Here is a 24,772-nt window from a genome sequence, read left to right as displayed (position 1 = left end):
ATCTCCCCAAATCAATGTGTCAATTTATCACTCAACTTTGCCAATGGAAAATATAAAACCCCAAAAAATAAGGAATTAAATAATAAACTTGGTGCGAGCCAATAAACAATAAACTGATTGACATTTATCAGAACTAAGTTTAGAAAAGATCCCACCAAATATAAATAAATCATCGAAATTGTTAGAAAAATAAAGTAAACACTCCATTCAAAAATCAAAGAATGGGGAAGATACTTTTTTAAATGCTTATTCACAATTACAGTCAATGGAAAAACGACCGTATACAATCCAAAAATATGGGAATAGTAAGAATCGTATAAAATTCCGATAATTAGTGCAAAATAAAACCAATGATTATCTTCACCGGCATCGTGGAGTGATCCTACAATAAATACTAACAGTAATAATTGTAGCGATACTTGCATCGTAGGTAAATTAAAAAAGCTTATAACGTTTTTCAAAGAGCCATCAAGAAAAAATGCTAGTAATAAAATTAAAAATTGCACAATATATTGGGTAGTTCGATTTCGCAAATCAGCCATTTTCAACATCTCGGCTAATTACCGTAACAACTGTAAAATTATTTAAATCCGTCGCCGGCTTAACATAGACTGAAGAAGCCAAACCGTAATCATCTTTTTTAATTCGGATTACTTTACCAACGTACAACCCCCGTGGGGTTAATCCACCTAAACCGGAAGTAACAACTTTTTGCCCAACTTTAATATCTTTAGGTGAAGCCACATTAGTCATCACCAATAAATCATCTTTTGAATCATAGCGGCCAATAACTCCGGTCGTATTATTTTCACCATCCGTTAAAACTTCCACCGCAAATTTATCGGCTAAAGTCTTATCCGTCGAAATTAAGCTGACTTTAGAATTAGTCCGATTAACTTCAGTAACTCGACCAGCTAAACCCGAACCTGACATGACCGGCATATTTTTCTTAACTCCAGCTAGCGATCCCTGATTAATAACTAGGTAGTTTTGCCAATTATTGGGAGACCGGGAAACTACGACCGCTAAAATTTGGTGATAATCAGTCAGGGTTTTATTGAGTTTAATCTGCTGTTTGAGTGAGTCATTCTCGCGTTTTAAGGCCCCCATTTGGGCTTTAACTTGCGCTAAATCATTTAATTGCGATTTTAGTTTTTTATTTTCTTGATACGTAATAAAAACATCGTGAATATTATCTCCAATATTACGGACACCGTTAACCGGTACCGAAACCACACTACTAGTGATTTTTAAAGTATCATTAGCCATTTGATGAACGAAATTAGGCTGAGACTTTCTATCACTAAAGGTAACCGAAGCCGCAATCATTCCAAAAACAATGATCACAACAATCATAATAATGATTAACTTCTTATTTGAGAATAGGTTCCGCATACAAATCCTCCCTGGTGATTAAAAGCCATCCGGCGGCTTTTACTTGTGGTCTCGAATTACATCCAAATTCTGTAGAGATTGTCCCGTTCCAATAGCAACACAATCTAATGCTTCTTGGGCTAAAAATACGGGTACCTTGGTAGAGTCAGAAATAACACTCGCAAAGCTATTCAATAATGCTCCCCCACCGGTCATAATGATCCCGTGATCAATGATATCGGCAGCAATTTCGGGAGAAGTCTCTTCCAGAGTCTCCTTGATGGTACTGACAATCTCTTCAATATTTTCATGCATTGCTTGGGCAATATCTACAGCCGATAACTCCACTGTTTTGGGAAGACCACTAATTAAATCACGTCCCCGAATGCTCATATCTGGCAGTTCAGCAGCTGCTTCTACGGAAGCCGAACCAATGGCAATCTTTAATTCTTCCGCAGTTCGTTCACCAATCAATAAATTGAAAGCTTGTCGAACATAAGTCACTACGGATTCATCTAGTTTATCACCCGCAATCCGAATTGAACGACTAGAAACAATCCCACCTAAAGAAATAGTTGCTACATCTGTTGTTCCTCCGCCAATGTCAACGACCATGCTTCCCGTGGGATCCATTACTGGTAAGCCGGCACCAATAGCGGCTGCGAATGGTTCTTCAATTAAAAAAGCATCCCGAGCACCGGCATGTTGTGCAGCTTCAATTACCGCCCGCTTTTCAACTTCTGTGACGCCACTTGGAACACAAATCATCACGTTCGGATGCGCATTACCAATTGATTTTTGTAAGAAGTATTTTAACATTGAAGCCGTTGTATCGTAGTCTGCAATAACGCCTCCACGAATCGGTCTAATTGCATTAATATCCCCCGGGGTCCGCCCAATCATTGCTCGGGCTTCTGAACCGGCAGCAACAATTTCACCGGTTGAAACTTTTTTAGCAACCACAGAAGGCTCACGTAAAACTATCCCCTTACCTTCAACATATACAATGGTGTTTGCTGTTCCTAAATCTATTCCTACATTACGTGATCTGATTCCAAACAAGACACTATCTCCTTAAACTGTAACGATTCTCAAACTTTCTGTTAAATTATAGCATACAAAAATTCAATTCAAAATATAATTAGATGAGACCCTGGGTTCGCAAACTACGAAAATGACCACGACCGATGACTAAATGATCGGCTAAAACAAGGTCTAGCAACCGACAACCCGCTTGTAGTTGCCGAGTAAAGCTCAAATCAGCAGCTGAAGCCTGCAAATTACCACTGGGATGATTATGGGCAATAACAATCGTCGTACAAGGTAAATTTAGAGCTGGAGCAACAACGGATCGAACCTGAACTGGCGCGGTTGTTAGCGTTCCCCGAAAAATAACTTGCTCCGCTAATATGGCTTGATCATGATTCAAAAAGAAGGCTACTAACTCCTCTTGATTTTTTTGGTAATATTTTGTGACTAAATGTTGTCCAATTTGCGTAATCGTCGTTGGTTGCCCGGGAGGAAGGCGTTGAATCCGATTTAAGCGTTGATTTAATTCCAGCAATGCCAAAATTCGGCTCTGGTTGGCGAGCCCAATTCCGGGAATTTGGAGTAACTTGGAGGCCGTTAATTGCTGAACTTCCGTAAAATCATGACTAATCATTGCCATTTGCTGAACAATTTGGAAGACCGAATTTCTCTGAGTACCAGAACCAATTAAAACTGCAAATAATTCAGTTGTCGTCAAGTTCTGGGCACCAAACCTTTGCATGCGCTCACGTAATTGCACTCTATATCCCTACTTTCAAGCTTTAACTTAAATTACAACAAATTAGTCCGCTTGAACCAAATTTAAGATTTCACCCGCAAAATGTAGTGAACCACAAATCACTAAAATACTTTCCGAATCACAACTTTGAACAGCTTGTTTAAAGGCTACTGGCCAAGATTCAATATACTTCATTTTTGTTAATAAATGATAGTCTTGGATCTTAGCAGCTCGATTCTCCGAAAAAGTAGTAATCCAAACTTCGGTTGCCATTTTCTCCAAAACTTGCAAAATTTCTTCCCGATTTTTATCTACCATCGCGGAATACAAAACTAAGAGCCTTTTTTGGGGCTCTAGCTGGCGAATATTTTCTAATAAAGTGGTAATCGCTGGTAAATTATGAGCTCCATCGACAATAATCAGGGGTTCTTGCGCTAAGATTTGTTGTCGGGCTGGTAAACTTGCTTGACTAAGAGCTCGATGAATCAGCTTAGGATCCCAAAAGTCAGGCACCAAAATGGTATAGGATTCGAGGGCTAAGGCTGCATCCCAAACTTGAGTTTTAGCACTTGAGGGAACCTGTCCTTGAAAATGTCGAAGAGAATTTTGCCAAGAAAACTGCGTGGCTTCTAAATCCAGCGTTTGGATTCGATCAACCTTAAAATCTTCTGTCAATTGATGCCAAGGTGCTTGGAGTTCTTGAGCCTTCTTTTGAATTACATCTTGAACTTTAGAATCTAATTCGCCAACGACCACTGGCCGTTGAGCTTTAATAATTCCTGATTTTTCCCGGGCAATATCGATCAAAGTTGGTCCAATAAGGGCTTCATGATCATGACCAACATTAGTAATGATTGATAGTTGCGGCGTAATAACATTGGTCTTATCATGTTTACCCCCAATTCCCACCTCAATAATTCCATAATCAACTTCTTGCTCTTGAAAGAAAGCAAACATCAAAACTACTAAAAATTCAAACTCAACTAAATAATAATCCGGATCACTCTTTTGGAGATCAGAAACTACTCTCTGGATTCGCTGAGTCCAAGTTACCAGTTGTTCGTTACTAATTGCTTGAGCATTAATTTGAATTCGCTCATTGAAGTTTTGAATATAGGGAGACATAAAGGTTCCCACTTTATAACCTGTTTCAGTCAATAAATGAGTTAAATAATTACAAACACTCCCTTTTCCATTAGTCCCGGTAACATGGACAGTCGGGTAACTATTTTGGGGGTTTTCCAGAAAATCAAGTGCCCGTTGAACATAATTCAAACTCTTATCTGGATGAAAATGGGGCAAACTATGAATATAGGCCAAAGCACTTTGACAATCAGTAACCATCAACTAGGCTTCCTTTCTTTAGTAAAAAAGCTGCTACAAAATAAAATTTTGTAACAACTTCTGCAATCTTAAATTTTATAAGCTTCCCACTAGGCATTTTGCAGTTCTTGAATCCGAGCCTTAATCTTTGCCTGACGAGCTTGATAATCCGCTAATTTGGTCCGTTGTTTAGCTACCACTTCAGCGGGAGCATGTTCCACAAATCCCGGATTAGCTAACTTCTTCGTCAAGAAGATAACATCTTTTTCTAATCTCGTTAATTCTTTTTCTTGCCGGGCAATCTCTTGCTGTAAATCAACCAATTCTGCCAAAGGAACATAAATCTGAGCTCCTTCAATAACCGCTGTCAAAGCCAATTTCGGAGCCATCACTTTGGGCTCAATTGTTAACTTCTTCGAATGAGCTAGAGACTGAATATAAGCTTGATTAGCCATTAAAACTGCTTGAACTTCTGGGTCTTGGGCCGCAATTAAAATATCAATTGGGCGCGATAGCGGAGCGTTAACTTGCGAACGAATCTGACGAATGGCCTTAATTGTTGCAATTAACAATTGCATCTTCTTGGCTGCAGCTGCAGCTTCCAATTCTGAGTGAACCACTGGATATTGCGCCACGACCAATGATTGACCTTCATGAGGCATTGTTAACCAAATTTTCTCGGTCACAAAGGGCATAATTGGATGCAGTAAACGTAAAATCTGATCTAAACAATAGGCTAAAACGGTCCGCTTACTTGCTTTACTTTGAGGATCAGAAGCATTCAGAGTCGATTTACTTAACTCAATGTACCAATCACAAAAATCATTCCAAATGAAGTTATGCAAAGCTCGACCAACTTCACCAAATTCATACTTATCAGAAAGATGGATAACTTGGGCAACAGTCTCATTTAAACGATTTAAAATCCAACGATCGGCTAAATCTAATTGCGAACCTGTTGGAACCTTAGTTGGAGCTGGTGTCTCAGCCAAGTTCATAATTACAAAACGACTGGCGTTCCAAATCTTGTTAATAAAGTTCCAGCCCGCAGCCACTTTTTCATAACTAAAGCGGGTATCTTGCCCTGGAGCCGAACCGGTAACCAAGAACCAACGTAAGGCATCAACTCCATAACGGTCAATAACTTCCATTGGATCGATCCCATTTCCCAAGGACTTACTCATCTTACGTCCTTGCTCATCACGCATTAAACCATGCAAAATGACATCTTTAAAAGGACGTTGATCGGTAAATTCTAGTCCTTGGAAGACCATCCGGGCAACCCAGAAGAAAATAATGTCATAGCCAGTTACTAAAGCATTAGTTGGATAGTAACGTTTAAAGTCGGCAGCATCAGTATCAGGCCAACCTAAGGTGGAAAACGGCCACAGAGCACTTGAGAACCAAGTATCTAAAACATCAGGATCTTGTTCCCAATTCTCAGAATCTTGCGGTGCCTCTTCACCAACATACATTTCCTCTGTCTGGCGATTATACCAAGCAGGAATTCGATGTCCCCACCAAAGTTGGCGAGAGATAACCCAATCATGTACTTCTGACATCCATTGGTGGAAAGTACTTTCAAAACGTTCTGGAACAAAGTTAACCTTTCCTGCTGTAGTCTGATTCTTCAAAGTCATTTCGGCCAAAGGCTGCATCTTCACAAACCATTGTTTAGACAAACGGGGTTCTACCTGAACACCTGAGCGTTCTGAATGGCCAACACTATGGACAATCGGCTCTACCTTTAACATATAACCTTGATCTTGTAAATCTTGTACCATCTGTTTCCGAGCGACGAAACGATCTAAACCAGCGTAAGCTCCGGCATTTTCATTCATCGTTCCATCATCATTCATGACATTGATCCGTTCAAGATCATGGCGATTACCCACTTTGAAGTCATTAGGGTCATGGGCTGGGGTGATTTTAACTAAGCCAGTTCCAAACTCTGGATCAACGTACTGATCTTCAATAATTGGCAACTTCCGACCAAAGAGAGGCAAAATAGCCTCTTTTCCGATCAAATCTTGATAACGTGAATCTCCCGGATGAACCGCAATTGCGACATCCCCGGGCATTGTTTCGGGACGGGTCGTTGCAATTTCAACGAAACCTGAACCATCAGCTAAAGGATATTTAACATGATAAAAAGCTCCTTGATCATCCTTATGTTCCACTTCAATATCAGATAAGGCGGTCTTTAATTCTGGATCCCAGTTAATAATATACTCGCCCCGATAAATTAAGTCTTTGTTATATAATTCCACAAAAACTTTCCGAACGGCTCGAGAAAGTCCCTCATCTAAGGTAAAACGTTCCCGAGAATAGTCAACTGAAAGACCCATTTTGGCCCACTGTTGGCGAATAATTTGAGCATATTCTTCTTTCCACCGCCAAACTTCTGCCACAAATTCTTTTCGACCTAAATCATAACGGGTTTTTCCTTCAGTCCGCAATTTAGCTTCAACTTTGGCCTGAGTCGCAATTCCCGCATGGTCCATTCCCGGCAAGTATAAAGTATCGAAACCTTGCATTCTTTTTTGGCGAATCAAAATATCTTGAATCGTGGTATCCCAAGCATGACCTAAATGTAATTTTCCCGTTACATTCGGTGGTGGAATAACGATTGAATAAGGATGGGCTTTTTTATCACCATTGGGTTTAAATAAACCTGCCTGGACCCATTGTTCATAGCGGCCTGATTCTACTTCTTGATGATTGTATTTTGCTGACATTTCAGTTTTAGTAGTCATTTCAGCAACTCCTTTAAAATTTTCTAAACAAAAAAAGCCCTAATAATTATTAGGACGAATGTGGGTATACGCGGTACCACCTAAATTACCTTGCTGCTTTTAAAAATATTACAGCAGAGTATCTCAACTTGATATCGGTATTCCCGGCCAATTATGGCAGCTCCCAAGCTACAACTAAATTCATCTTGGCAACTAACTTTCAGCAATGTAGTTGTCTCTGTTCCAAGATTTAAACTTAGACCTCTTGATCAACACTTAATATTGTTTCCATCATAGTTAAAAATCGGCTCAGCGTCAATTGATAATTACAATAAAGCCTGAATTTCTTCGTTCGGAGCTTCCAAAAAATGACTTTCAAGGCTGATATTAGTGATTTCAATCTTGTCTAGAGCATTTTTTAATAAAGTATCTAAATCTAACTGGGCTTCATACTGGGCCGCCTTATCTAAGCGTGGCTTGGTTCGCGGCCGGGTAGGCGCAAAAATAGTACAACAATCTTCAAACGGCTGAATGGATAAATCAAAAGTGTCGATTTTTTCAGCCAAAGCAATGATTTCCGTTTTATCCATCGTGGCCACTGGACGAATAATTGGCGTAGTCGTCACCGCATTGATGGCCGCCATGCTTTCTAAAGTTTGGGAAGCCACTTGACCCACTGATTCTCCATTGAAGATTGCTAAAGCCTGGCGCTTTTGGCGAATTAAATCAGTCAAGCGTAACATTAACCGGCGTTGAATGGTCATCAAGTAACCTTCTGGCACTTGTTGTTTAATTGTTTCTTGAATTTCAGTAAATGGTACTTGAATAAATTTGATCTGACCGGTATAAGAAGCCAATTTAGCCGTTAATTCTTGAGCCTTTTGAAGAGCATGTTCACTAGTATAGGGCGGACTATAGAAATGAACCATTTCAATCTCGACCCCCCGTTTCATAGCCAGATAGCCGGCAACAGGAGAGTCAATTCCTCCCGACAACATCAACATGGCCTTCCCCGCAGTTCCAACCGGTAAACCAGCACTCCCGCGATAAGTGTGACTGGTTAGATAAGCACCATCCATTCGAATCTCAATTTGAATTTTAATGTCTGGGTGGCGCATTTCAGCTTTAATTTCGGGAATTTGGTCACTAATATAGTCCCCAATGGCTAAGTTAATCTGGTTAGTATCATAGGCAAACTGATGATCCGCTCTTTTAGTCGCAATTTTAAAGGTTTTCCCAGTTTGATATTGCTCTTGGACTAAAGCTAAAGCTAATTCCTTAATTGCTGGCATCTCTTTGGCGATTTTAATACTGGGAGAATAACTTTGAATTCCAAAAACGACCTGCAAGCGATCCATCACGGCCTGAGCATCGGCTCCATTTAATTCCAAGTGCATCCGATCTCTTTTGGGATGAATCCGAACCGTCGGAAAAGGATGGAGAACTTTTTCAACATTTCCGTGGAGACGGTCAATAAAACTGCGTCGATTCTTCCCCTTGGTTGATAATTCACCATAGCGCACCATAATTTCTGTATATTGCATCTCAAGCTCCCTTTAATTTAAAATTTGAAAATGTTGATGGATTTGATCCAAAACTTTAATAAATTCTTCCATTTCTGCAAGGGTATTATTCTCATCCAAACTGACGCGAATCGCGCTAGTTGCCCATTGATCAGGAACATGCATTGCCTGGAGGGTAATTGATTCCGTCCCGTTTCGCGAAGAACAAGCACTAGTCGTTGACAAATATATTTCGTGTTGTTCAAAAGTATGCACTAAAGTTTCTCCTCGGACTCCCCGGATCGCGAAACAAACCACATGGGGCGCAAAAGTGGCATCTAGTTGAGAAAACACCCGCACATTAGGCAAGGTCTCCAGATGTTCAATCAAAAGTTTCCGCAATTGATTTTGCCGTTCAATCTTTCCGGGAAGATCACTTTTAGCTAAACGGAAAGCCTTGGCCATGGCGGCAATCGCCGCCACATTTTCCGTTCCGGATCGCCAATTATGTTCTTGTCCGCCGCCACTAATCAAAGGGGCGATTTTCCGACCTTTTTTAGCATAAATAAAACCTACTCCCCGAGGAGCATGAAACTTATGTCCAGAAAAAGTCAAAAAATCAATGCGTGGATCTTGTAATACCTGCTCTAGTCCCTTCCCCACAGCTTGGACTGCATCGACGTGAAAATGAACAGTCGGATAATCATCGAGGATCCGGGCAGCTTCTGTCAAAGGCTGAATGGACCCAACCTCGTTATTAACCGCCATGATAGAAACTAAAATTGTCTCAGCTCGTAAAGCCTGAGCAAGGTCATGAGGATCAATATGTCCTTGATGGTCGACAGGCAGATCGGTAATTTCATAACCCAATTTTTCTAATTGCCGAACACTATTAGCCACAGCCGGATGTTCAATAGCCGTCGTAATAATATGACGACCAAACTTTCTTTTTTCGAGAGCTGTTCCTTTAATAATCCAGTTGTCGCCTTCACTTCCACCACTGGTAAAAAAGATTTCTTCCGGTTCACAGTGTAAAAGGTCTGCAATTTGTTGCCGGGCAGAAGTTAGAACTTGTTGAGCTTGATCACCTAAACGATGCAAACTGGAGGGATTTCCAAAAAATTTTTCACTTACTTGATTGTAGCTTTCCAAGACAGTCGGCGAAATTAAAGTCGTTGCACTATTGTCAAAATAAATCATGATTTTTTCCTCTTCTATAATTCCAAACAAAAAAGCCTTCCGGCTAAGGTTGGACTTCATTTTGTTGTAATTTTTGAATCCGTTCTACGGCTCCGGGTTCGGCCTGATCCAAAGCTTGCGCAATAATTTGCCGTGCTTGGTGATAATCATGTTCTTGTTCGCAAACTTGCTGAGCTTTTTGTGCTGCCTGTTTGACTTCCGGTAAATCATTGATATATCTATTAGCATATTGTAACAGAAGACTGGTAGTTTGAATATCCTCAATCAGCTGCCGATTAGTGGCCGTTAAAACTGTTAATAACTTTTGGGCCTTTGTACATTGCTCTTGTAACTTAAATACGTCCACAGGATCTTGTCCCAATTGGGCTTGGAGTCGTTGCACCTTCTGCTCAGCTTCTCGATACTGAACTTGATACTGACTTGGTAGACCTGGAAGATGTAAAAGAACTAATTTCCTTTGTAAACGATCAAGCTCTTGAATCAAGGCTTGAGTTTGCTGTTGCAGGTCCTGGTAGCCGACCTTCAAAGCCCCTAAATGCTCCTGAATTTGTTGCTGTTGAGTTTCAATTTGCGTTAAATTCCGATTCATTTTCTGAAATTGTTGCCAAACTTGAGAATAAATTACTTGCGGAGCTTTTAAATACTTAAGTTGCTGCTGATAAACGGCTTGAATCTCAATCAATTGTTGTTGACAGGTTTGGGCTCGTTCTTGATCAGCAAGTTTTAAAACATATTGTTGCCGCAGACGGACCATTTCCTGGGCCAAACGTCGACCTTGCGCTTGAGCATGCTGGAGAAAATCACCTAAAATTGGTTGTCCGACTCGAACTTTTTTCTTTAAACGCCACTCGCTGGCAATTCGATCATATAACTGGTCTAAATGTTGTAAAATCTCCTTTTCTAAACGATCAAAGTGGGCTAACTGTAACTTCAATAGTAAAGATTCTAATTGTTTAATCTGGCTACGAATTGTTTGTAATTCCAGTGGAATTTGCGGATTTGGTAATTGCATCCCCAAGCCTTTTAACTTCTTGTCTACCCGCTCTAGTTCTTCTAACTGAGGATTAAATTCCGCCTGGAGTCGTTCTTGACGTTGCAGTGTTCGTTCGTATAGCTTTTGTAAATTATGAAAATCTTTTTGAAGGTTTTTTAAGAGCTCTTGGGCTGTAAGCGGATTGCCCTGCTCAACTAAGGCTGTAGCTTTTTGGAGTTGAACCACTATTGGCTGTAATTTACTTTCTAGGGCCACTTTAAGAGGTGCCATAAATAAAGAATTTTCAACTAATTGTTTCTTAAATAAGCTCACCTGTTTTTGGAGTTGCGTTAAATCAGTCTGGACTTGGATTAGACTTTGAGATAAAACATCCAAGCCCGCTTGAATCTTAGCAATCAATTTAAGTTGCTTTTGAACTTCTTGCGCCAATTTTTGTAACGACCGGTAAGCTGTCAAAACTCTAAAACTGATATTTTGTTCCGAAGCAGCTAACAACTTCTCCTGTTCTTGTGGCAGCTGCTTCTCCGTTAAATTTTGATACTGGGTCTGATAAGCTTGATATTTTTCCAAGCTCAGACCTGCAAGTTTTTGCTTTTTAATTTGCGTTAATTGCTCACCCAACTGTAATTGGATCAATTGTTCTAGATTCTCACTCACTTGATCAATTAAGGTATTATTTTTTTGGTAAAAATAAATAATACCTCCACCTAAGACTAAGAAGACCAGAACAAGAACAATAATTATTATCATTGACAGCACCCCAAAAAGTTCCATATATAGTAAAGTTTAGTATAACAAAAAATATGGCCAATCGTTACGAAAGTTCCTTGAAAGCGAGAATATAAATTGACTTTCTTTAAGAAAGCAAGTATTGTGTTACTTGTGTAAAATAATTGCAGCAGTGAGCGACAAGCTCGTCAACAAACCATAGCTAGATAAAGCTCAATTAGTAACCTCCGGCTGCAAATGGCGAAAATTGTAATATGGATTGCACGAATGTTGAACTCACAAGTTAATTATTTTACTCCAAAACAAGATCTTGGAGGATTTTAAATGTCTCGTTATACTGGACCAACATGGAAAAAATCTCGTCGCTTAGGAATTTCTTTATCCGGAACCGGTAAAGAACTGGCTCGTCGCCCTTATGCTCCTGGTCAACACGGACCGAACAGCCGTAATAAGTTATCCGAATACGGTACCCAATTACATGAAAAGCAAAAATTGCGTTTAATGTATGGTTTAAACGAACGTCAATTCAGAAATACTTTCATGCGGGCCGGCAAAATTAGAGAAGGTAAGCATGGTGAAAACTTCATGGCTTTACTCGAAGCTCGTTTGGATAATGTTGTTTATCGTTTAGGTTTAGCAGTTACCCGGGCACAAGCTCGTCAATTAGTTAATCATGGTCATATTACTGTTGATGGCAAACGGGTTGACATTCCTTCTTACGAAGTAAAACCTGGTCAAGTTATTTCTTTACGTGAACGTTCTAAAGATTTACAAGTTGTCAAGGAAGCTCTAGAAGCTAATGTTGCTCGACCAGCTTTCGTTGAATTTGATGCTGATCAATTAACTGGAAAATTAATTCGTTTACCACAACGGGATGAATTAGAACCAGAAATTGATGAATCCTTAGTTGTTGAATTTTACAACCAAATTCTGTAATTTTTTCCAATCGTGGAGCAACCTTCGGGTTGCTTTTCTTTTACCTCAAATTAGCTTTCTCTAAAGGAGGCTCCTATGCAACAACCTTTGGCTTACCGAATGCAACCTCAAAATTTGGATGAGGTCGTTGGCCAGCAAGAACTCGTTGGTCCTCACAAAATTATTCGACGCATGGTCGAAGCAAAATCACTTTCTTCAATGATCCTTTACGGTCCTCCGGGGACTGGTAAAACTAGTATTGCTAGCGCCATCGCCGGAAGTACTAAATATGCCTTTCGCAAGTTGAATGCCGCGACGGACTCCAAAAAGGATTTACAAATCGTTGCTGAAGAAGCTAAACTTAGTGGTCGAGTAATCTTGTTATTAGACGAAATTCATCGTCTGGATAAAGCTAAACAAGATTTTTTATTACCTCTCCTAGAGAATGGTCAAATTATCTTAATTGGAGCAACCACCGAAAATCCCTATTTAGCAATTAATCCCGCCGTACGGAGTCGAACTCAGATTTTTGAACTTCACCCCCTAACTGCAACCGATATTAAATTGGCTTTGGAAAAGGCTCTCAAAGATCCCAAACGTGGTTTAGGTCAATATCAAGTCCAACTAACCCCTCAAGCTTGGGAACTTTTAACTCATGCTTCCGGAGGCGATTTACGTAGTGCCCTCAACGGCCTTGAATTAGCTGTTAAATCAACTCCAACAGATGCTCAAGATCAAATTCACCTTGACCAACAGATCATCGAGGAGTCGCTCCAGAAGAGATATCTAACCTCTGACAAAAACGGCGATGGCCACTATGATGTCATTTCAGCTTTCCAAAAATCAATTCGCGGTAGTGATACCGATGCCGCTTTACATTATTTGGCTCGCCTAGTGGCGGCCGGCGATTTAAAAAGTATCATCCGGCGTCTATTGGTTTGTGCGTATGAGGATATTGGTTTAGCTAACCCTAGTCTTTGTCAAAGAACCACTTTGGCTTGCCAAGTTGCGACCCAAGTAGGCCTTCCAGAAGCGCGGATCCCCTTAGCTGATGCGGTTATTGAACTTTGTCTGAGTCCCAAATCAAACTCAGGTTTGCAAGCAATTGATGCCGCTTTAAGTGACCTCAAAAAGCATCCTAACGCCGCCATTCCCGACTATCTTAAAGATAGTCATTACCAAGGTGCCCAAGAACTTCAACATGGAGTTGGTTACCAATACCCCCATGATTATCAAAATGATTGGGTCGCCCAACAGTATTTACCCCTTAATTTACAAGGAACTCATTATTACCAACCAAAAACCAATGGTAATTACGAGACTGCCCTAAAAAAGACATATCACAATTTAAGTAACTTACAAAACAAAAAATGAGGTTGAGAGCATGCTGATCAAATTACTGATTGCTTTATTCATTCTGATTCTTTTTATTCTGGGAACCTTCCTGCTCTTCAATCGTGAGCAACCCTTCTTTATTTACCAACCTCATAATCTCAAAGCTATTCAGCGTTTAATGACAATTACTGCCTGCCTATTAATTATTGTTGGGATAATTGGGATTATTATTCTGTTTATCGGAAGTTTAGAATTAAATCTAATTACATTGGTAGCTGGAAGCTTAATTGTCGGCTTATTTGCAGTTTTTATTGCCTGCTGGGGTTAAACTAGAGAAGAATTGATGCCTTTTGAACTAAAAAGGTTTAAACTAGAGTCAGTAAAAGTGTGGAGGTGTTCTGATGTTACAGCAATATAATAATGTTCTGGTAGCTATGGACGGTTCTTATGAATCAGAAATGGCCTTACAAAAAGCAATTGAAATCGTTAAGCGTAATAATTCAACTTTACACATCTTACATGTTATTGATACTCGAGCATTTCAAGATGTTTCTAGTTTTGATTCTTCAATGGTGGAACAAGTTACTTCAACCTCGCGGAAGGCTTTGGAAGAATATGTGGAACAAATTAAAGTCCAGGGTGTTTCAAAAATTGTAACTAAGATTGAATATGGGGCGCCCAAGTTAACAATTGCCAGTGACTACCCGAAGAGAAACAAGATTGACTTGATTATGCTTGGGGCAACTGGACTTAATGCTGTTGAACGCTTATTAATTGGATCAGTAACCGAATTTGTTACGCGAAACGCTCCTTGTGATGTTTTAGTCGTTCGGACGGATAATGAAGGTCATCCTCTTCAAAAACAACCGAAAACTAAAGATAAAAAATAACTTTAAAAAAATAATTCCAAAAAGGTGAAGAAATTTCTCTTCGCCTTTTTTCTTACTCCAATCAGACTTACCGCGTTAACATAAACCAGTAAAAAAGCCCTTCCGCCAAGCTGGCTGAGGACTTAAAAGGTAGTCATTTTTCAGTTTTAATTAAACTTATTACTGCTAAACATATAACTCTTATAGTGATAGCGCATAGACATAATGACTCCAATTCCAATCATATTAGCAAGCAGGGCTGATCCCCCTTGAGAAATAAAAGGCAGAGGAATTCCCGTCATTGGCAGAAGACCAATACTCATTCCAATATTTTCAAAAACATGGAATAAAATCATCATAATAATTCCTGTTGAAACATAAGCATAAAATTCATTTTTAGTGTCAAAGGTAACTCGAACCATTTGGGAAATGAGCAAGAAATACATTAGGATTAAAAAACTAGCCCCAATAAAACCAAAGTTTTCGGCGATAACCGAAAAAATCATATCGGATTCCCGCACTGGAACATAAACTGTGGAATGATTAAATCCCTTTCCCAGCAATTGTCCTGAACCGATGGCTTTTAAATTTTGCCACAATTGATAACTATGATTAGAAGTATCGCGAGAAGGATCTAGCCAAGAGTCAATTCGCTCAAATTGATAGGCGTGAAAACCAATCTTACTTAAAATCGCTCGACCTTCATCTGTCGCGACTAACGAAACCGCCGCGAAACAAATTGCCCCTAAGACAATCACTAAAAAAGTAATAATCCGCCAATCGATCCCTGAAACTAACATGATTCCCGCAATAATCGCCAAGAAAACCAACATAGTTCCAAAGTCCTTTTGGAGCAACATCAAAGCGACAATGGGTAAAGACCAACCAATGATCTTAGTAATCAAAATTCGATCATTGCGTAAAGTATGCTTTTGATAGATGTGATTATGCTCAGTTATGACCCGACCCAACATCAAAATAAAGGCTGGCTTCATAAACTCCGAAGGTTGGAAAGAAAAAGGCCCAATTGCAAACCAACTGTGAGCTCCCGTTTTTTCTGCATAAGCCCGACTGTAAAAGAATAGCACAAGAACTAAAAGAAAAATTCCTATTCCATAAGCGTAAGGAGCGATCTTCCAGAGCTGTTGAGCATCTAAGTGCATAATGATAAAAACACCCACGGCCCCCACAAAATACCATACAAACTGTGAGATAACCATTTTCCAAGGATTAGTAGCATTAGAATCGTGAGCAGCAGCAACATAAATCGACAGTAAGCCAATCAAAGCTAAAATCATTACCGAGAAAATAACTCCATAATCGATTCGAGCATCATCTTCCGGTTTTTTGGGTAAACTAAATAACTCCATCTTTCACCTTCTAATGTAAGTGCAAATTAAACTGCATAACTGCACTATTTAACGCCTTCCCTAAACTCGACACCGTCAATGTCGGTGCATTTCGATCATCAACCGCGACAACTTCATAGTGCTTATCATCCAATAAAGTGATCTCAGCAATGGTCCGAGTTTTCTTTTTGGCAATTACATTAACTTTCCAACTTTTAGGAGAAAGTTCGGTTAATTCAACATCAAATTTCCGTTCTTTTGTTCGCATAAATTCCTCTTTAATCATAAGGATGAAATCTTTGCGCAATGATTTCATCCTCATACTGTTCTGGATGTTTATTTCTAAAAACTGTAAACGCTGGTGGTACGGGGTCAACTCCCCCCCGAACGAAAGGATTACAGCGAATAATTCGCGCACAACCCATAATCAAGCCACGAATTAAACCATATTTTTGGAGAGCAGTTAACATATAGCTAGAACAAGTCGGGTAGTAACGACAAGACGGCGGCAATGCCGGAGAAATCCACTTTTGATAACTTCGAATTAAAAAATATAAAACCGTACGCAAACTCTAACCTCTAACTTGCAAAATCAGCAATGTGCGCCCAAGTACTTGGCAATAACGGGGTTAATAAGTTTCCACCCCCCAAAATAGCTCCAAGCATCATTCCAACAATGAATAGGATGACAAAAATAATGATAATCATCCCAATAATTTTTAATAAATGATTTCCGTAAGATTTATTCATCTTTGGCCTACCTTAGAAACTAGTGTTGTTTTTTGTTATGAGCAATATGATCCAACAAGATTCCAGTACCCAAAGCTACAGTATCCAAGGGACTTTCTGCCACCGTAACGGGAACTTGTAATTCTCGGGAGAATAACTTATCGATTCCCTTAACTAAGGAACCGCCTCCGGTTAAAATAATTCCTTGATCAATAATATCAGCAGATAACTCTGGAGAAGCCTGTTCCAAAACGGACTTAATACCATCAATAATAGTGTAGAAAATATCATTTAAAGCTGCCTGCGTATCAACCTCGGAAATAGTTACACTCGTTGGTAAGCCGGTTCGTAAATCTCGTCCACGAATCATCATCTTTTTTTCTGGATCGGGCTCAAAAGCACTACTAATTTGAATTTTAACATCCTCAGCCGTTCTTTCACCAATAATAATATTATTATTAGTTTTTACGTAATTTTGAATAGCAGTGTTCATCTTATCACCGGCTAAACGAAGAGACTTGCTAGCAGCAATATCCCCCATTGACAGGATCGCAATATCACTTGTTCCCCCACCAATATCAATCACCATATTTCCTTGGGGCTTAAAAATATCCATCCCTGCCCCGACAGCGGCAACTTTAGGTTCAAATTCTAGATAGACATCCTTACTTCCAGTTTGTTCAGCTGCTTCAATAATTGATTTCTGCTCAACTGAAGTAATATTAGTTGGACAACAAATCATAATTACCGGTCGGGAGAACATTGTTTTAACATTGATTTTATTAATAAAATACTTCAACATTTTTTCTGTAATATCAAAATCGGCAATTACGCCATCTTTTAATGGTCGAATAGCTTTAATATTTCCGGGAGTTCGGCCTACCATTTTATAGGCTTCTTCACCCACAGCAACCACTTCATTATTATTCGTGTTAATGGCAACTACTGACGGCTCGTTGACAACAATTCCTTCGCCTTTAACATTAATTAAGATATTTGCGGTTCCCAAATCAATTCCGATTGACTTTGCCATTAGTCAGCCTCCAAAAATTTAACTGGTTCTAATTATAGCATATTTAAACACCGTACACTGGTGATTTTAGTTTAACATATTGCTAAGAACTAACCCAAGAGGCTGGCAAAAATTATCAAAATAATTTTGAAATTCTTTAAAATCCTAGTTAGCCAAATAACAAGCGGATCCCCTGACAAGACTGAAGTAAGTTGATAAATGCGGAATTGACTAAATATCCTAAGGCAATGGCTAGTAAAACGATCAATAATTTTCCATAGCGATTACTATGAGCTTGTAAGATTTGATCCCAATTAACACTTTGAATTGCCAAGAAAGCTAACCAGATAAAGAAAATCAGGCTGAAAATCGATAATAAATTCTGTATTCCCAATTGCTGCATTCTTTTCCCCCATAATATAGAAAAAGTCCTCAAAGATTCGAGGACTTCCTTCGTTACTTATCATTATAAACGTTAATTCGATTCAAAGCCCGTGCTAAAGCAACTTCAGCCCGCCTCCGGTCATCAGAATCATGAATCTCTTTAGCATGAGCAATTTGCTGTTCAGCACGCTCTTGGGCATAACGAGCTCGCCGTAAATCAATATCTCGGGCCCGTTCTGCACTATTGGCAATGATATTGGCGACATTATCGCGAAATTCAAGATATCCACCATTAACCGCAATTGCATCTTCGTGATCGGCCTTATCAGCTCGCAAAGTACGAACTTCCGCGATCTTCAAGGTTGCAATGATTGGCAAATGATTCGGCAAAATACCGAGATCTCCATCCGTAGCTCGTACTACTAGGCGTTTGGCATGGTGTGAGTAAACTTGTCCTTCGGGAGTCACGATATTAACGAGTACTTCATGTTGGTCATCGATTGTCCTCACCCCCACTAATTAGCGGCAGCTTGTGCATCTTGATCATCGTTAGAAGTTTCTTCTGGAGCTTGATAGCCCATCTTCTTAGCTTTTTCCAAAACTTCTTCGATTTTTCCAACCCCCCGGAAAGCATCTTCCGGAACGTCATCATATTTGCCTGCTAAAATTTCTTTGAAACCCTTCACCGTATCGGCAATTGAAACATAAGAACCAGGCTGGCCCGTAAATTGCTCCGCTACATGGAAGTTTTGGGATAGGAAGAATTGCATCCGTCGAGCGCGAGCCACGACTTGTTTTTCTTCATCTGATAATTCATCCATCCCCAAAATGGAAATAATATCTTGTAATTCATGGTAACGTTGCAAGGTATGCTGAACTTCAGTGGCTACTTGGTAGTGCTCTTCGCCAACAATTTGCGGATCCAAGGCGCTAGAAGTCGATGCTAAAGGATCCACGGCCGGATAGATTCCTTGCTGGGTCAAGCTCCGCTCTAGATTAGTGGTAGCATCCAAGTGCGCAAATTCAGTTGCTGGTGCTGGGTCCGTATAGTCATCGGCTGGAACATAAACAGCTTGAATAGAGGTAATAGATCCCTTATTAGTTGAAGTAATCCGTTCCTGCAATTGACCCATTTCAGTAGCTAGAGTTGGCTGATAACCAACAGCAGATGGCATTCGTCCTAACAAGGCCGAAACTTCAGAACCAGCCTGGGTAAACCGGAAGATATTATCGATGAACAAAAGCACATCTTGTCCTTCAACATCCCGGAAATATTCCGCCATCGTAACTCCAGTTAAAGCTACCCGCATCCGAACCCCAGGAGATTCATTCATTTGACCAAAGACCATCGCTGTCTTCGCCAATACGCCAGATTCTTTCATTTCATAATACAAATCATTTCCTTCACGAGTCCGTTCGCCGACCCCCGTGAAAACAGAAATTCCGTTATGCTCTTGGGCAATATTATGAATTAACTCTTGAATTAAAACCGTTTTCCCAACTCCGGCACCACCGAAGAGACCAACTTTCCCACCCCGCAAGTAAGGTTCCAAAAGATCAATAACTTTGATCCCAGTTTCCAAAACTTCCGTAGTTGTACTTAATTCATCATACTTAGGAGCATCCTTATGGATGTTATCACGCTGAACGTCAGTGGCAATCTTTTCTCCATTATCAATTGGTTCTCCTAAAACATTAAATACCCGTCCAAGGGTTACTTCCCCGACAGGAACTTGAATTGGATGACCAGAATCTTCAACAACAGTTCCCCGTTGTAAACCATCAGTTCCAGACATCGCAATGGTCCGCATAACTCCATCGCCCAATTCCAAGGAAACTTCCAAGGTAATAATATTACCTTGGTTGTTCTTGACGGTCAAAGCATTATTAATGTCTGGCAAGGAGCCATCCAGTGGAAACTCAACGTCAACCACGGGTCCAATAACTTGGACTACTTTTCCTTGACTCATGTAAATAACTCCTTCCTTATTCTAGTGCCGCTGCTCCACCAATAATTTCAGTGATTTCAGTGGTAATTTGTGCTTGTCGAGCACGATTGTATTTCAAACTCAAAGTTGAAATCAGGTCATTAGCATTATCTGTTGCTGCACGCATCGCAGCCATGGAAGCAGCATGTTCCGCTGTCTTCGCATCCATAATCGAACCGAAGATAATACTTTCGATATATTGCGGTACTAGACCTTCTAAAACACTTTCGATTGATGGATCGACAATATAACTTTGTTGACTCTCAAAACTAGTTAAATCAACATCGGAAGCTAAATCCTGCGATAATGGCAATAGCTTATCAACCGTAAATTCAGAAGTTAAAGAGTTAACATGATGATTATGACACATATACAGCTGATCAAAGGCCTCAGCATCAAACAATTCAACGCAAGTCTTGACTAAAGCACGAACTGTTTCAAAATCTGGAACATCTGCAATTCCCCGATATTCATAAGCAATATCGTAACCGCGCTTTTTAAAGAAGTCAGCGCCGGTCCCACCTATTGCAATAATCGTGAATTGAGATTTATCACCTTGATGCTTCTGTTCTAATAACTCCATCGTCGCCTTTAAAATAGTTGAATTATAACTTCCCACCAAACCACGGTCTGAAGTAACCACTAAATAGGCTGTCTTTTTAATTGGACGAATTTTCAAAAGTGTATCGAGGGAAAAACCATCTTGAGTATGATCTCCCCCTTGATATTGGCTTAGCAATTTGCCGGCAATTAAATACGACATTGTATCTTTGAGCTTTTGTTCATAAAGTTGATAAGCCGCAGATTTTTTTTCGATTTGCGTTAATTTAGAACCAGAAACCATCTGCATAGCATGAGTAATCTGACCGGTTTTCTGCGTTGAAGCAATACGGCGTTTAATATCCGTTAAGGATTCTGCCATCAGTCATCCCTCCCTACTATTCTGCGTCTTGCTGTTTATTATTAACTGTAAATCCAGTTACAAAATCATCAATCGCTTTATTCATATCATCTTCAGCCGGTAAATCACCCGTCTGCTTGATTTCCTTCAACAATTCAGCACGATTGCTATCAAAGAAATCAAATAATCCTTGCTCAAAGGCTTGAACTTGATTCAACGGAATCTTATCTACAAATCCATGAACCAAAGCATAGAAAATCACAACTTGTTTTTCAACCGGTAATGGGCTATGCAACGGTTGCTTTAAAATTTCGATTGTTACCCGACCACGATTTAATTTTGCCTGAGTTGCATCATCTAAATCAGAGCCAAATTGAGCAAAAGATTCCAATTCATTGTAAGAAGCAATATCCAAACGTAAAGTTCCGACAACTTTCTTCATCGCTTTAATCTGAGCATCGCCCCCAACCCGGGAAACCGAAGTTCCGGCATCAACCGCAGGCCGATTTCCGGCATAGAACATATCGCTTTGTAAGAAGATCTGTCCATCGGTGATTGAAATTACGTTGGTTGGAATATAAGCTGAGATATCTCCGGCTTGCGTTTCAATGATTGGTAAGGCCGTCATTGAACCACCGCCCAATTGATCATTCAATTTAGCTGCCCGTTCCAACAAACGAGAGTGCAAGTAGAAAACATCTCCAGGATAAGCTTCCCGCCCTGGCGGACGTCGTAACAGCAAAGATATTTCCCGATAAGCGGCAGCTTGTTTACTTAAATCATCATAAACGATTAAGACATGCTTACCGTTGTACATGAACTCTTCACCCATTGCTGCACCGGCATAAGGAGCAATGTACAAAAGAGGGGCTGGTTCACTAGGACCCGCTTCGACTACAATTGTATAATCCAAGGCACCCATTTGGCGCAAAGTTTCTACTTGAGCTCGAATTGTGGATTCTTTTTGCCCAATAGCTACGTAGATACAAATCATATTTTGATCTTTTTGGTTCAAGATTGTATCAATAGCCACCGAGGTCTTTCCGGTTTTCCGGTCACCGATAATTAATTCCCGCTGACCACGACCAATTGGGACTAAGGAATCGATCGCCTTTAAACCGGTTTGTAAAGGTTCGGAAACTGATTGTCGAGCCATAACGCCAGGAGCTTCAGTTTCAATCGGACGTGTCTTAGTTGTCTTAATCGCCCCGAGGCCATCAACAGCTTGTCCCAAAGGATTCACTACCCGACCAATTAACTCTTCTCCCACAGGAACTTCCATAATTCTTTGTGTCCGCTTAACTTGGTCACCTTCACGAATATCGTCAAATTTACCTAAAACGATAATCCCGACATCATTACTTTCCAAGTTCTGCGCGATTCCAAATGAGCCATTGGTAAATTCCAAGAGCTCATTAGACATGACATTGTCTAATCCATGAGCACGAGCAATCCCATCACCAACGTAAGTAACGGTTCCAACTTCATCAACCGTTAGCTCGTCGTGATAGTTCTTCAATTGCTCTTTAATTAAGGAACTGATTTCTTCAGCTTTAATGCTCATTCAACTCACCTCTATACTTGATTAATTATTAAGCAAAGCCTGATTGAGTTGCTTAATCCGTGTGCGAATACTTCCATCAATGACCTGATCTCCGACTCGAATGATAATACCACCTATAATTTCAGGATCGATTTGAGTTTGAACAACCACGGTTTGAGCATGAAAGCGTTGTTTAACAGCTGCTTGTAATTCATGTAATTGATCTTGGTCTAAAGTCACTGCACTGGTAACCGTGACCGCATAAGTCGCTGTTTTTTCATCAAAAAGCTTCAGATAGGCTGCAACAATTTCTGGCAGTGCATTTAAACGCCGATAGTCTAACAAAAGCTGGAGAAAAACTTGGATAATCTTGCTAAATTTTTGCTGTAACTTTTTTAATAGAGCTTGTTTTTCCGTTAAAGTTAACCGAGCATCGGTCAAAATTGCTCCTAAACTAGGAACTTGCTCATAAACTTGTTGTAAGATCTGCAACTCTTCCAAAACGGCCTGTTCTTTACCATTTTCTTGCGCATAATCAAACAAAGCCCGAGCATAACGGCGCCCTACTTCAACATTATTTAACTTCATGACCAGTACTCAACTCCTTAATATACGAGTTGATTAGATCCTTTTGATCATCAACCGATAGCTCACGTCCAATAATCTTTGACGCAATATCAACGGAAAGTTGCGCCACATCAGATTGAACTGACTTGAGAGTTTCTGTCTTAACTTGTTGAGCATCAGCTTGGGCCTTAGCCCCAATATCTTGAGCTTGGGCATGGGCAGATTCAACAATTGCTTGTTTTTGGTCTTCACCTGACTGCTTAGCATTAGCCACAATTTGGACCGCTTCGGCCCGTGAATTGCTCAAAGCAGCCTGACGTTGTTCTTTTAATTCAGTTGCACTCTTGCGTTCTTGATCGGCATAATCTAAATCACCGGTAATCTTTTTTACTCGCTTGTCCATCATATTTAAAATTGGACCCCAAGCAAAATGTTTTACTAAAACGGTGAGTATAATAAATGAAATTAAAATAAACAACGTATCGCCTAAAGATGAAGATTCTGCTGCGAACAATAATCCCGTTTGCACTGATACGTCATTCCCTTCTCTTAATAGAATCTAGAAAATTAACTAAAAAATCATGATGAAGGCAATAACAATGGCTAAAATCGGGACCGCTTCAATTAAACCAACACCGATGAACATCATGGATCGTAATTGACCGGACATTTCTGGTTGCCGAGCCATACTTTCAATTGTCTTTGAAATAACATGACCGTTACCATAAGAAGCAGCTAGGGCTGCCAATCCTGCTGCAATACCTGCACCTAAAAATTTCATTAAAATTACCTCCAAATTATTCCGTTACCACTTTATGGGATATATAAACACTAGATAAGGTTACAAAAACGTAGGCTTGAATAGCCCCAATGAAGACTGAAAATCCTTGCCAAACCATACTAATTGGCATGACACCAACAAAACTGACCCATCCAAAGGAATGAGACATCTTGACGATTAAGTCTAGTAAAACTTCTCCCGAATAAATGTTACCGTACAACCGTAACGCTAACGTCAAGAAGTTTGTAAACTCTTCCAAGATATTAATAGGTAATAAAAAGCCCACTGGTTTCGTGTAATTAACCAAATACTTTTTAAAACCATACTTCTGAACACTGAAGAAATGTGATAAGACCAAGGTAATTGTTGCCAAGGTCATGGTCACAATTGGATCCGAGGTCGGCGACTTGATAAAAGTCTGTCCACCAGCAGCAATTTCAAAAATCAGACCAAGTTGGTTAGACACAAAAATGAAAGCAAATAAGACAAAGGCATAGAGCATAAATGGTTCTGCTTCCTGCCGATTGGGAATGAAAGATTTAACAATGCCATTTGTAAAGTCAACAATCCATTCCAAAAAGTTTTGTGCTTTCCCTGGACGGAGTTCAATTTTGCGTGATAGAGCAAAAAAGAAAACGAAAACGATAATTGCCGTGACCAAAGCTGACAGACAGTTAGCAATATTAAAGGTTAAGCCACCCACTGATACCATGGGATAATTATTCAATCAGTATCACCCCTCTCATATAAAATTTAGGAAAACACTTATGCAAA

The 24,772-nt window shown here is 39.9% G+C and carries 27 protein-coding genes; 4 read left to right on the top strand and 23 right to left on the bottom strand.

Annotation, left to right across the window (positions count from 1 at the left end; genetic code table 11):
* Positions 1–11: 11 nt before the first annotated feature.
* The 9 genes from mreD to HU830_RS00330 form a co-directional block, all read right to left on the bottom strand.
* Positions 12–542 (bottom strand): rod shape-determining protein MreD, encoded by a 531-nt coding sequence (gene mreD, locus HU830_RS09120; protein WP_176941835.1) that lies wholly within the window; start codon positions 540–542, stop codon positions 12–14.
* On the bottom strand, positions 535–1,395 hold the full coding sequence (gene mreC / locus HU830_RS00365) for a rod shape-determining protein MreC (protein ID WP_176941834.1): 861 nt from the start codon (positions 1,393–1,395) through the stop codon (positions 535–537). Before mreC ends, mreD begins: the two co-directional genes overlap by 8 nt.
* 39 nt (positions 1,396–1,434) lie before the next feature.
* The gene (locus tag HU830_RS00360; RefSeq protein WP_176941833.1) at positions 1,435–2,436 is read right to left on the bottom strand and encodes a rod shape-determining protein; all 1,002 of its coding nucleotides are present in this window, start codon (positions 2,434–2,436) and stop codon (positions 1,435–1,437) included.
* Positions 2,437–2,515: 79 nt separating this feature from the next.
* Positions 2,516–3,163 carry a JAB domain-containing protein gene (locus HU830_RS00355; protein WP_176941832.1) on the bottom strand — a complete coding sequence of 216 codons (648 nt, stop codon included), beginning with the start codon at positions 3,161–3,163 and terminating at the stop codon, positions 2,516–2,518.
* 42 nt (positions 3,164–3,205) lie between these two features.
* A complete protein-coding gene (locus HU830_RS00350) occupies positions 3,206–4,486 on the bottom strand; it encodes a bifunctional folylpolyglutamate synthase/dihydrofolate synthase (RefSeq protein WP_176941831.1) in 1,281 nt (426 codons plus the stop codon).
* Between the two features lie 89 nt (positions 4,487–4,575).
* Positions 4,576–7,221, bottom strand: a complete 2,646-nt coding sequence (locus HU830_RS00345) for a valine--tRNA ligase (protein WP_176941830.1) — start codon at positions 7,219–7,221, stop codon at positions 4,576–4,578.
* 305 nt (positions 7,222–7,526) lie between these two features.
* Positions 7,527–8,744, bottom strand: a complete 1,218-nt coding sequence (gene thiI / locus HU830_RS00340; protein WP_176941829.1) for a tRNA uracil 4-sulfurtransferase ThiI — start codon at positions 8,742–8,744, stop codon at positions 7,527–7,529.
* 12 nt (positions 8,745–8,756) lie between these two features.
* Complete coding sequence (locus HU830_RS00335; protein ID WP_176941828.1) at positions 8,757–9,902, bottom strand: cysteine desulfurase family protein; 1,146 nt, start codon at positions 9,900–9,902, stop codon at positions 8,757–8,759.
* A gap of 43 nt (positions 9,903–9,945) precedes the next feature.
* A complete protein-coding gene (locus HU830_RS00330) occupies positions 9,946–11,646 on the bottom strand; it encodes a septation ring formation regulator EzrA (RefSeq protein ID WP_176941827.1) in 1,701 nt (566 codons plus the stop codon).
* A 303-nt stretch (positions 11,647–11,949) separates the two neighbouring features.
* Between HU830_RS00330 and rpsD the strand changes: the two genes are divergently transcribed.
* From rpsD to HU830_RS00310, 4 genes are all read left to right on the top strand, one after another.
* Positions 11,950–12,561 (top strand): 30S ribosomal protein S4, encoded by a 612-nt coding sequence (rpsD, locus tag HU830_RS00325; protein WP_176941826.1) that lies wholly within the window; start codon positions 11,950–11,952, stop codon positions 12,559–12,561.
* Positions 12,562–12,636: 75 nt separating this feature from the next.
* Positions 12,637–13,914 carry a replication-associated recombination protein A gene (locus HU830_RS00320; protein WP_176941825.1) on the top strand — a complete coding sequence of 426 codons (1,278 nt, stop codon included), beginning with the start codon at positions 12,637–12,639 and terminating at the stop codon, positions 13,912–13,914.
* A gap of 10 nt (positions 13,915–13,924) precedes the next feature.
* On the top strand, positions 13,925–14,203 hold the full coding sequence (locus HU830_RS00315) for a hypothetical protein (RefSeq protein WP_176941824.1): 279 nt from the start codon (positions 13,925–13,927) through the stop codon (positions 14,201–14,203).
* 73 nt (positions 14,204–14,276) lie between these two features.
* Positions 14,277–14,765, top strand: coding sequence for a universal stress protein (locus HU830_RS00310; RefSeq protein ID WP_176941823.1), 489 nt, complete (start codon positions 14,277–14,279; stop codon positions 14,763–14,765).
* A 146-nt stretch (positions 14,766–14,911) separates the two neighbouring features.
* Here the strand turns inward: HU830_RS00310 and HU830_RS00305 are convergent, their stop codons facing one another.
* From HU830_RS00305 to atpB, 14 genes are all read right to left on the bottom strand, one after another.
* Complete coding sequence (locus HU830_RS00305) at positions 14,912–16,114, bottom strand: FtsW/RodA/SpoVE family cell cycle protein (protein WP_176941822.1); 1,203 nt, start codon at positions 16,112–16,114, stop codon at positions 14,912–14,914.
* A gap of 10 nt (positions 16,115–16,124) precedes the next feature.
* Positions 16,125–16,361, bottom strand: coding sequence for a DUF2969 family protein (locus HU830_RS00300; RefSeq protein WP_176941821.1), 237 nt, complete (start codon positions 16,359–16,361; stop codon positions 16,125–16,127).
* Positions 16,362–16,371: 10 nt separating this feature from the next.
* A complete protein-coding gene (yidD, locus tag HU830_RS00295; RefSeq protein WP_176941820.1) occupies positions 16,372–16,662 on the bottom strand; it encodes a membrane protein insertion efficiency factor YidD in 291 nt (96 codons plus the stop codon).
* A 10-nt stretch (positions 16,663–16,672) separates the two neighbouring features.
* Positions 16,673–16,843: a DNA-directed RNA polymerase subunit beta gene (locus tag HU830_RS00290; RefSeq protein ID WP_176941819.1), complete on the bottom strand. Its 171-nt coding sequence runs from the start codon at positions 16,841–16,843 to the stop codon at positions 16,673–16,675.
* A 19-nt stretch (positions 16,844–16,862) separates the two neighbouring features.
* Positions 16,863–17,855 carry a rod shape-determining protein gene (gene mreB / locus HU830_RS00285; protein WP_176941818.1) on the bottom strand — a complete coding sequence of 331 codons (993 nt, stop codon included), beginning with the start codon at positions 17,853–17,855 and terminating at the stop codon, positions 16,863–16,865.
* A 148-nt stretch (positions 17,856–18,003) separates the two neighbouring features.
* Positions 18,004–18,237 (bottom strand): DUF1146 family protein, encoded by a 234-nt coding sequence (locus HU830_RS00280; protein WP_176941817.1) that lies wholly within the window; start codon positions 18,235–18,237, stop codon positions 18,004–18,006.
* A gap of 53 nt (positions 18,238–18,290) precedes the next feature.
* Positions 18,291–18,719, bottom strand: a complete 429-nt coding sequence (locus HU830_RS00275; RefSeq protein WP_176942103.1) for a F0F1 ATP synthase subunit epsilon — start codon at positions 18,717–18,719, stop codon at positions 18,291–18,293.
* Positions 18,720–18,733: 14 nt separating this feature from the next.
* Positions 18,734–20,188, bottom strand: a complete 1,455-nt coding sequence (gene atpD / locus HU830_RS00270) for a F0F1 ATP synthase subunit beta (protein WP_194946696.1) — start codon at positions 20,186–20,188, stop codon at positions 18,734–18,736.
* Positions 20,189–20,204: 16 nt separating this feature from the next.
* Complete coding sequence (locus HU830_RS00265) at positions 20,205–21,128, bottom strand: F0F1 ATP synthase subunit gamma (RefSeq protein ID WP_176941816.1); 924 nt, start codon at positions 21,126–21,128, stop codon at positions 20,205–20,207.
* Between the two features lie 16 nt (positions 21,129–21,144).
* The gene (atpA, locus tag HU830_RS00260) at positions 21,145–22,671 is read right to left on the bottom strand and encodes a F0F1 ATP synthase subunit alpha (RefSeq protein ID WP_176941815.1); all 1,527 of its coding nucleotides are present in this window, start codon (positions 22,669–22,671) and stop codon (positions 21,145–21,147) included.
* Positions 22,672–22,692: 21 nt separating this feature from the next.
* Complete coding sequence (atpH, locus tag HU830_RS00255) at positions 22,693–23,238, bottom strand: ATP synthase F1 subunit delta (RefSeq protein ID WP_176941814.1); 546 nt, start codon at positions 23,236–23,238, stop codon at positions 22,693–22,695.
* Complete coding sequence (gene atpF / locus HU830_RS00250; protein ID WP_176941813.1) at positions 23,225–23,746, bottom strand: F0F1 ATP synthase subunit B; 522 nt, start codon at positions 23,744–23,746, stop codon at positions 23,225–23,227. The genes atpH and atpF overlap by 14 nt, the downstream gene beginning before the upstream one ends.
* Positions 23,747–23,788: 42 nt before the next feature.
* The gene (gene atpE / locus HU830_RS00245) at positions 23,789–23,998 is read right to left on the bottom strand and encodes a F0F1 ATP synthase subunit C (RefSeq protein ID WP_176941812.1); all 210 of its coding nucleotides are present in this window, start codon (positions 23,996–23,998) and stop codon (positions 23,789–23,791) included.
* A gap of 16 nt (positions 23,999–24,014) precedes the next feature.
* A complete protein-coding gene (atpB, locus tag HU830_RS00240; protein ID WP_176942101.1) occupies positions 24,015–24,710 on the bottom strand; it encodes a F0F1 ATP synthase subunit A in 696 nt (231 codons plus the stop codon).
* Positions 24,711–24,772: the final 62 nt, after the last annotated feature.

Origin of the sequence: Bombilactobacillus apium (assembly GCF_013385145.1) — a bacterium.
Lineage (GTDB): Bacteria > Bacillota > Bacilli > Lactobacillales > Lactobacillaceae > Bombilactobacillus > Bombilactobacillus apium.
This window is presented reverse-complemented; position numbering and strand designations above follow the sequence as displayed.

Bases quoted from the DNA above. Each gene is read 5' to 3' on its own strand.
- atpH (WP_176941814.1), bottom strand. From the start codon at position 23,238: ATGAAGTTAAATAATGTTGAAGTAGGGCGCCGTTATGCTCGGGCTTTG.
- HU830_RS00290 (WP_176941819.1), bottom strand. From the start codon at position 16,843: ATGAATAAATCTTACGGAAATCATTTATTAAAAATTATTGGGATGATT.
- HU830_RS00280 (WP_176941817.1), bottom strand. From the start codon at position 18,237: ATGCAGCAATTGGGAATACAGAATTTATTATCGATTTTCAGCCTGATT.
- HU830_RS00305 (WP_176941822.1), bottom strand. From the start codon at position 16,114: ATGGAGTTATTTAGTTTACCCAAAAAACCGGAAGATGATGCTCGAATC.
- thiI (WP_176941829.1), bottom strand. From the start codon at position 8,744: ATGCAATATACAGAAATTATGGTGCGCTATGGTGAATTATCAACCAAG.
- HU830_RS00315 (WP_176941824.1), top strand. From the start codon at position 13,925: ATGCTGATCAAATTACTGATTGCTTTATTCATTCTGATTCTTTTTATT.
- HU830_RS00335 (WP_176941828.1), bottom strand. From the start codon at position 9,902: ATGATTTATTTTGACAATAGTGCAACGACTTTAATTTCGCCGACTGTC.
- HU830_RS00330 (WP_176941827.1), bottom strand. From the start codon at position 11,646: ATGATAATAATTATTGTTCTTGTTCTGGTCTTCTTAGTCTTAGGTGGA.
- mreB (WP_176941818.1), bottom strand. From the start codon at position 17,855: ATGGCAAAGTCAATCGGAATTGATTTGGGAACCGCAAATATCTTAATT.
- atpD (WP_194946696.1), bottom strand. From the start codon at position 20,188: ATGAGTCAAGGAAAAGTAGTCCAAGTTATTGGACCCGTGGTTGACGTT.
- HU830_RS00350 (WP_176941831.1), bottom strand. From the start codon at position 4,486: ATGGTTACTGATTGTCAAAGTGCTTTGGCCTATATTCATAGTTTGCCC.
- HU830_RS00320 (WP_176941825.1), top strand. From the start codon at position 12,637: ATGCAACAACCTTTGGCTTACCGAATGCAACCTCAAAATTTGGATGAG.
- atpA (WP_176941815.1), bottom strand. From the start codon at position 22,671: ATGAGCATTAAAGCTGAAGAAATCAGTTCCTTAATTAAAGAGCAATTG.
- rpsD (WP_176941826.1), top strand. From the start codon at position 11,950: ATGTCTCGTTATACTGGACCAACATGGAAAAAATCTCGTCGCTTAGGA.
- mreD (WP_176941835.1), bottom strand. From the start codon at position 542: ATGGCTGATTTGCGAAATCGAACTACCCAATATATTGTGCAATTTTTA.
- HU830_RS00265 (WP_176941816.1), bottom strand. From the start codon at position 21,128: ATGGCAGAATCCTTAACGGATATTAAACGCCGTATTGCTTCAACGCAG.
- HU830_RS00300 (WP_176941821.1), bottom strand. From the start codon at position 16,361: ATGCGAACAAAAGAACGGAAATTTGATGTTGAATTAACCGAACTTTCT.
- HU830_RS00310 (WP_176941823.1), top strand. From the start codon at position 14,277: ATGTTACAGCAATATAATAATGTTCTGGTAGCTATGGACGGTTCTTAT.
- atpB (WP_176942101.1), bottom strand. From the start codon at position 24,710: ATGGTATCAGTGGGTGGCTTAACCTTTAATATTGCTAACTGTCTGTCA.
- mreC (WP_176941834.1), bottom strand. From the start codon at position 1,395: ATGCGGAACCTATTCTCAAATAAGAAGTTAATCATTATTATGATTGTT.
- atpE (WP_176941812.1), bottom strand. From the start codon at position 23,998: ATGAAATTTTTAGGTGCAGGTATTGCAGCAGGATTGGCAGCCCTAGCT.
- HU830_RS00345 (WP_176941830.1), bottom strand. From the start codon at position 7,221: ATGACTACTAAAACTGAAATGTCAGCAAAATACAATCATCAAGAAGTA.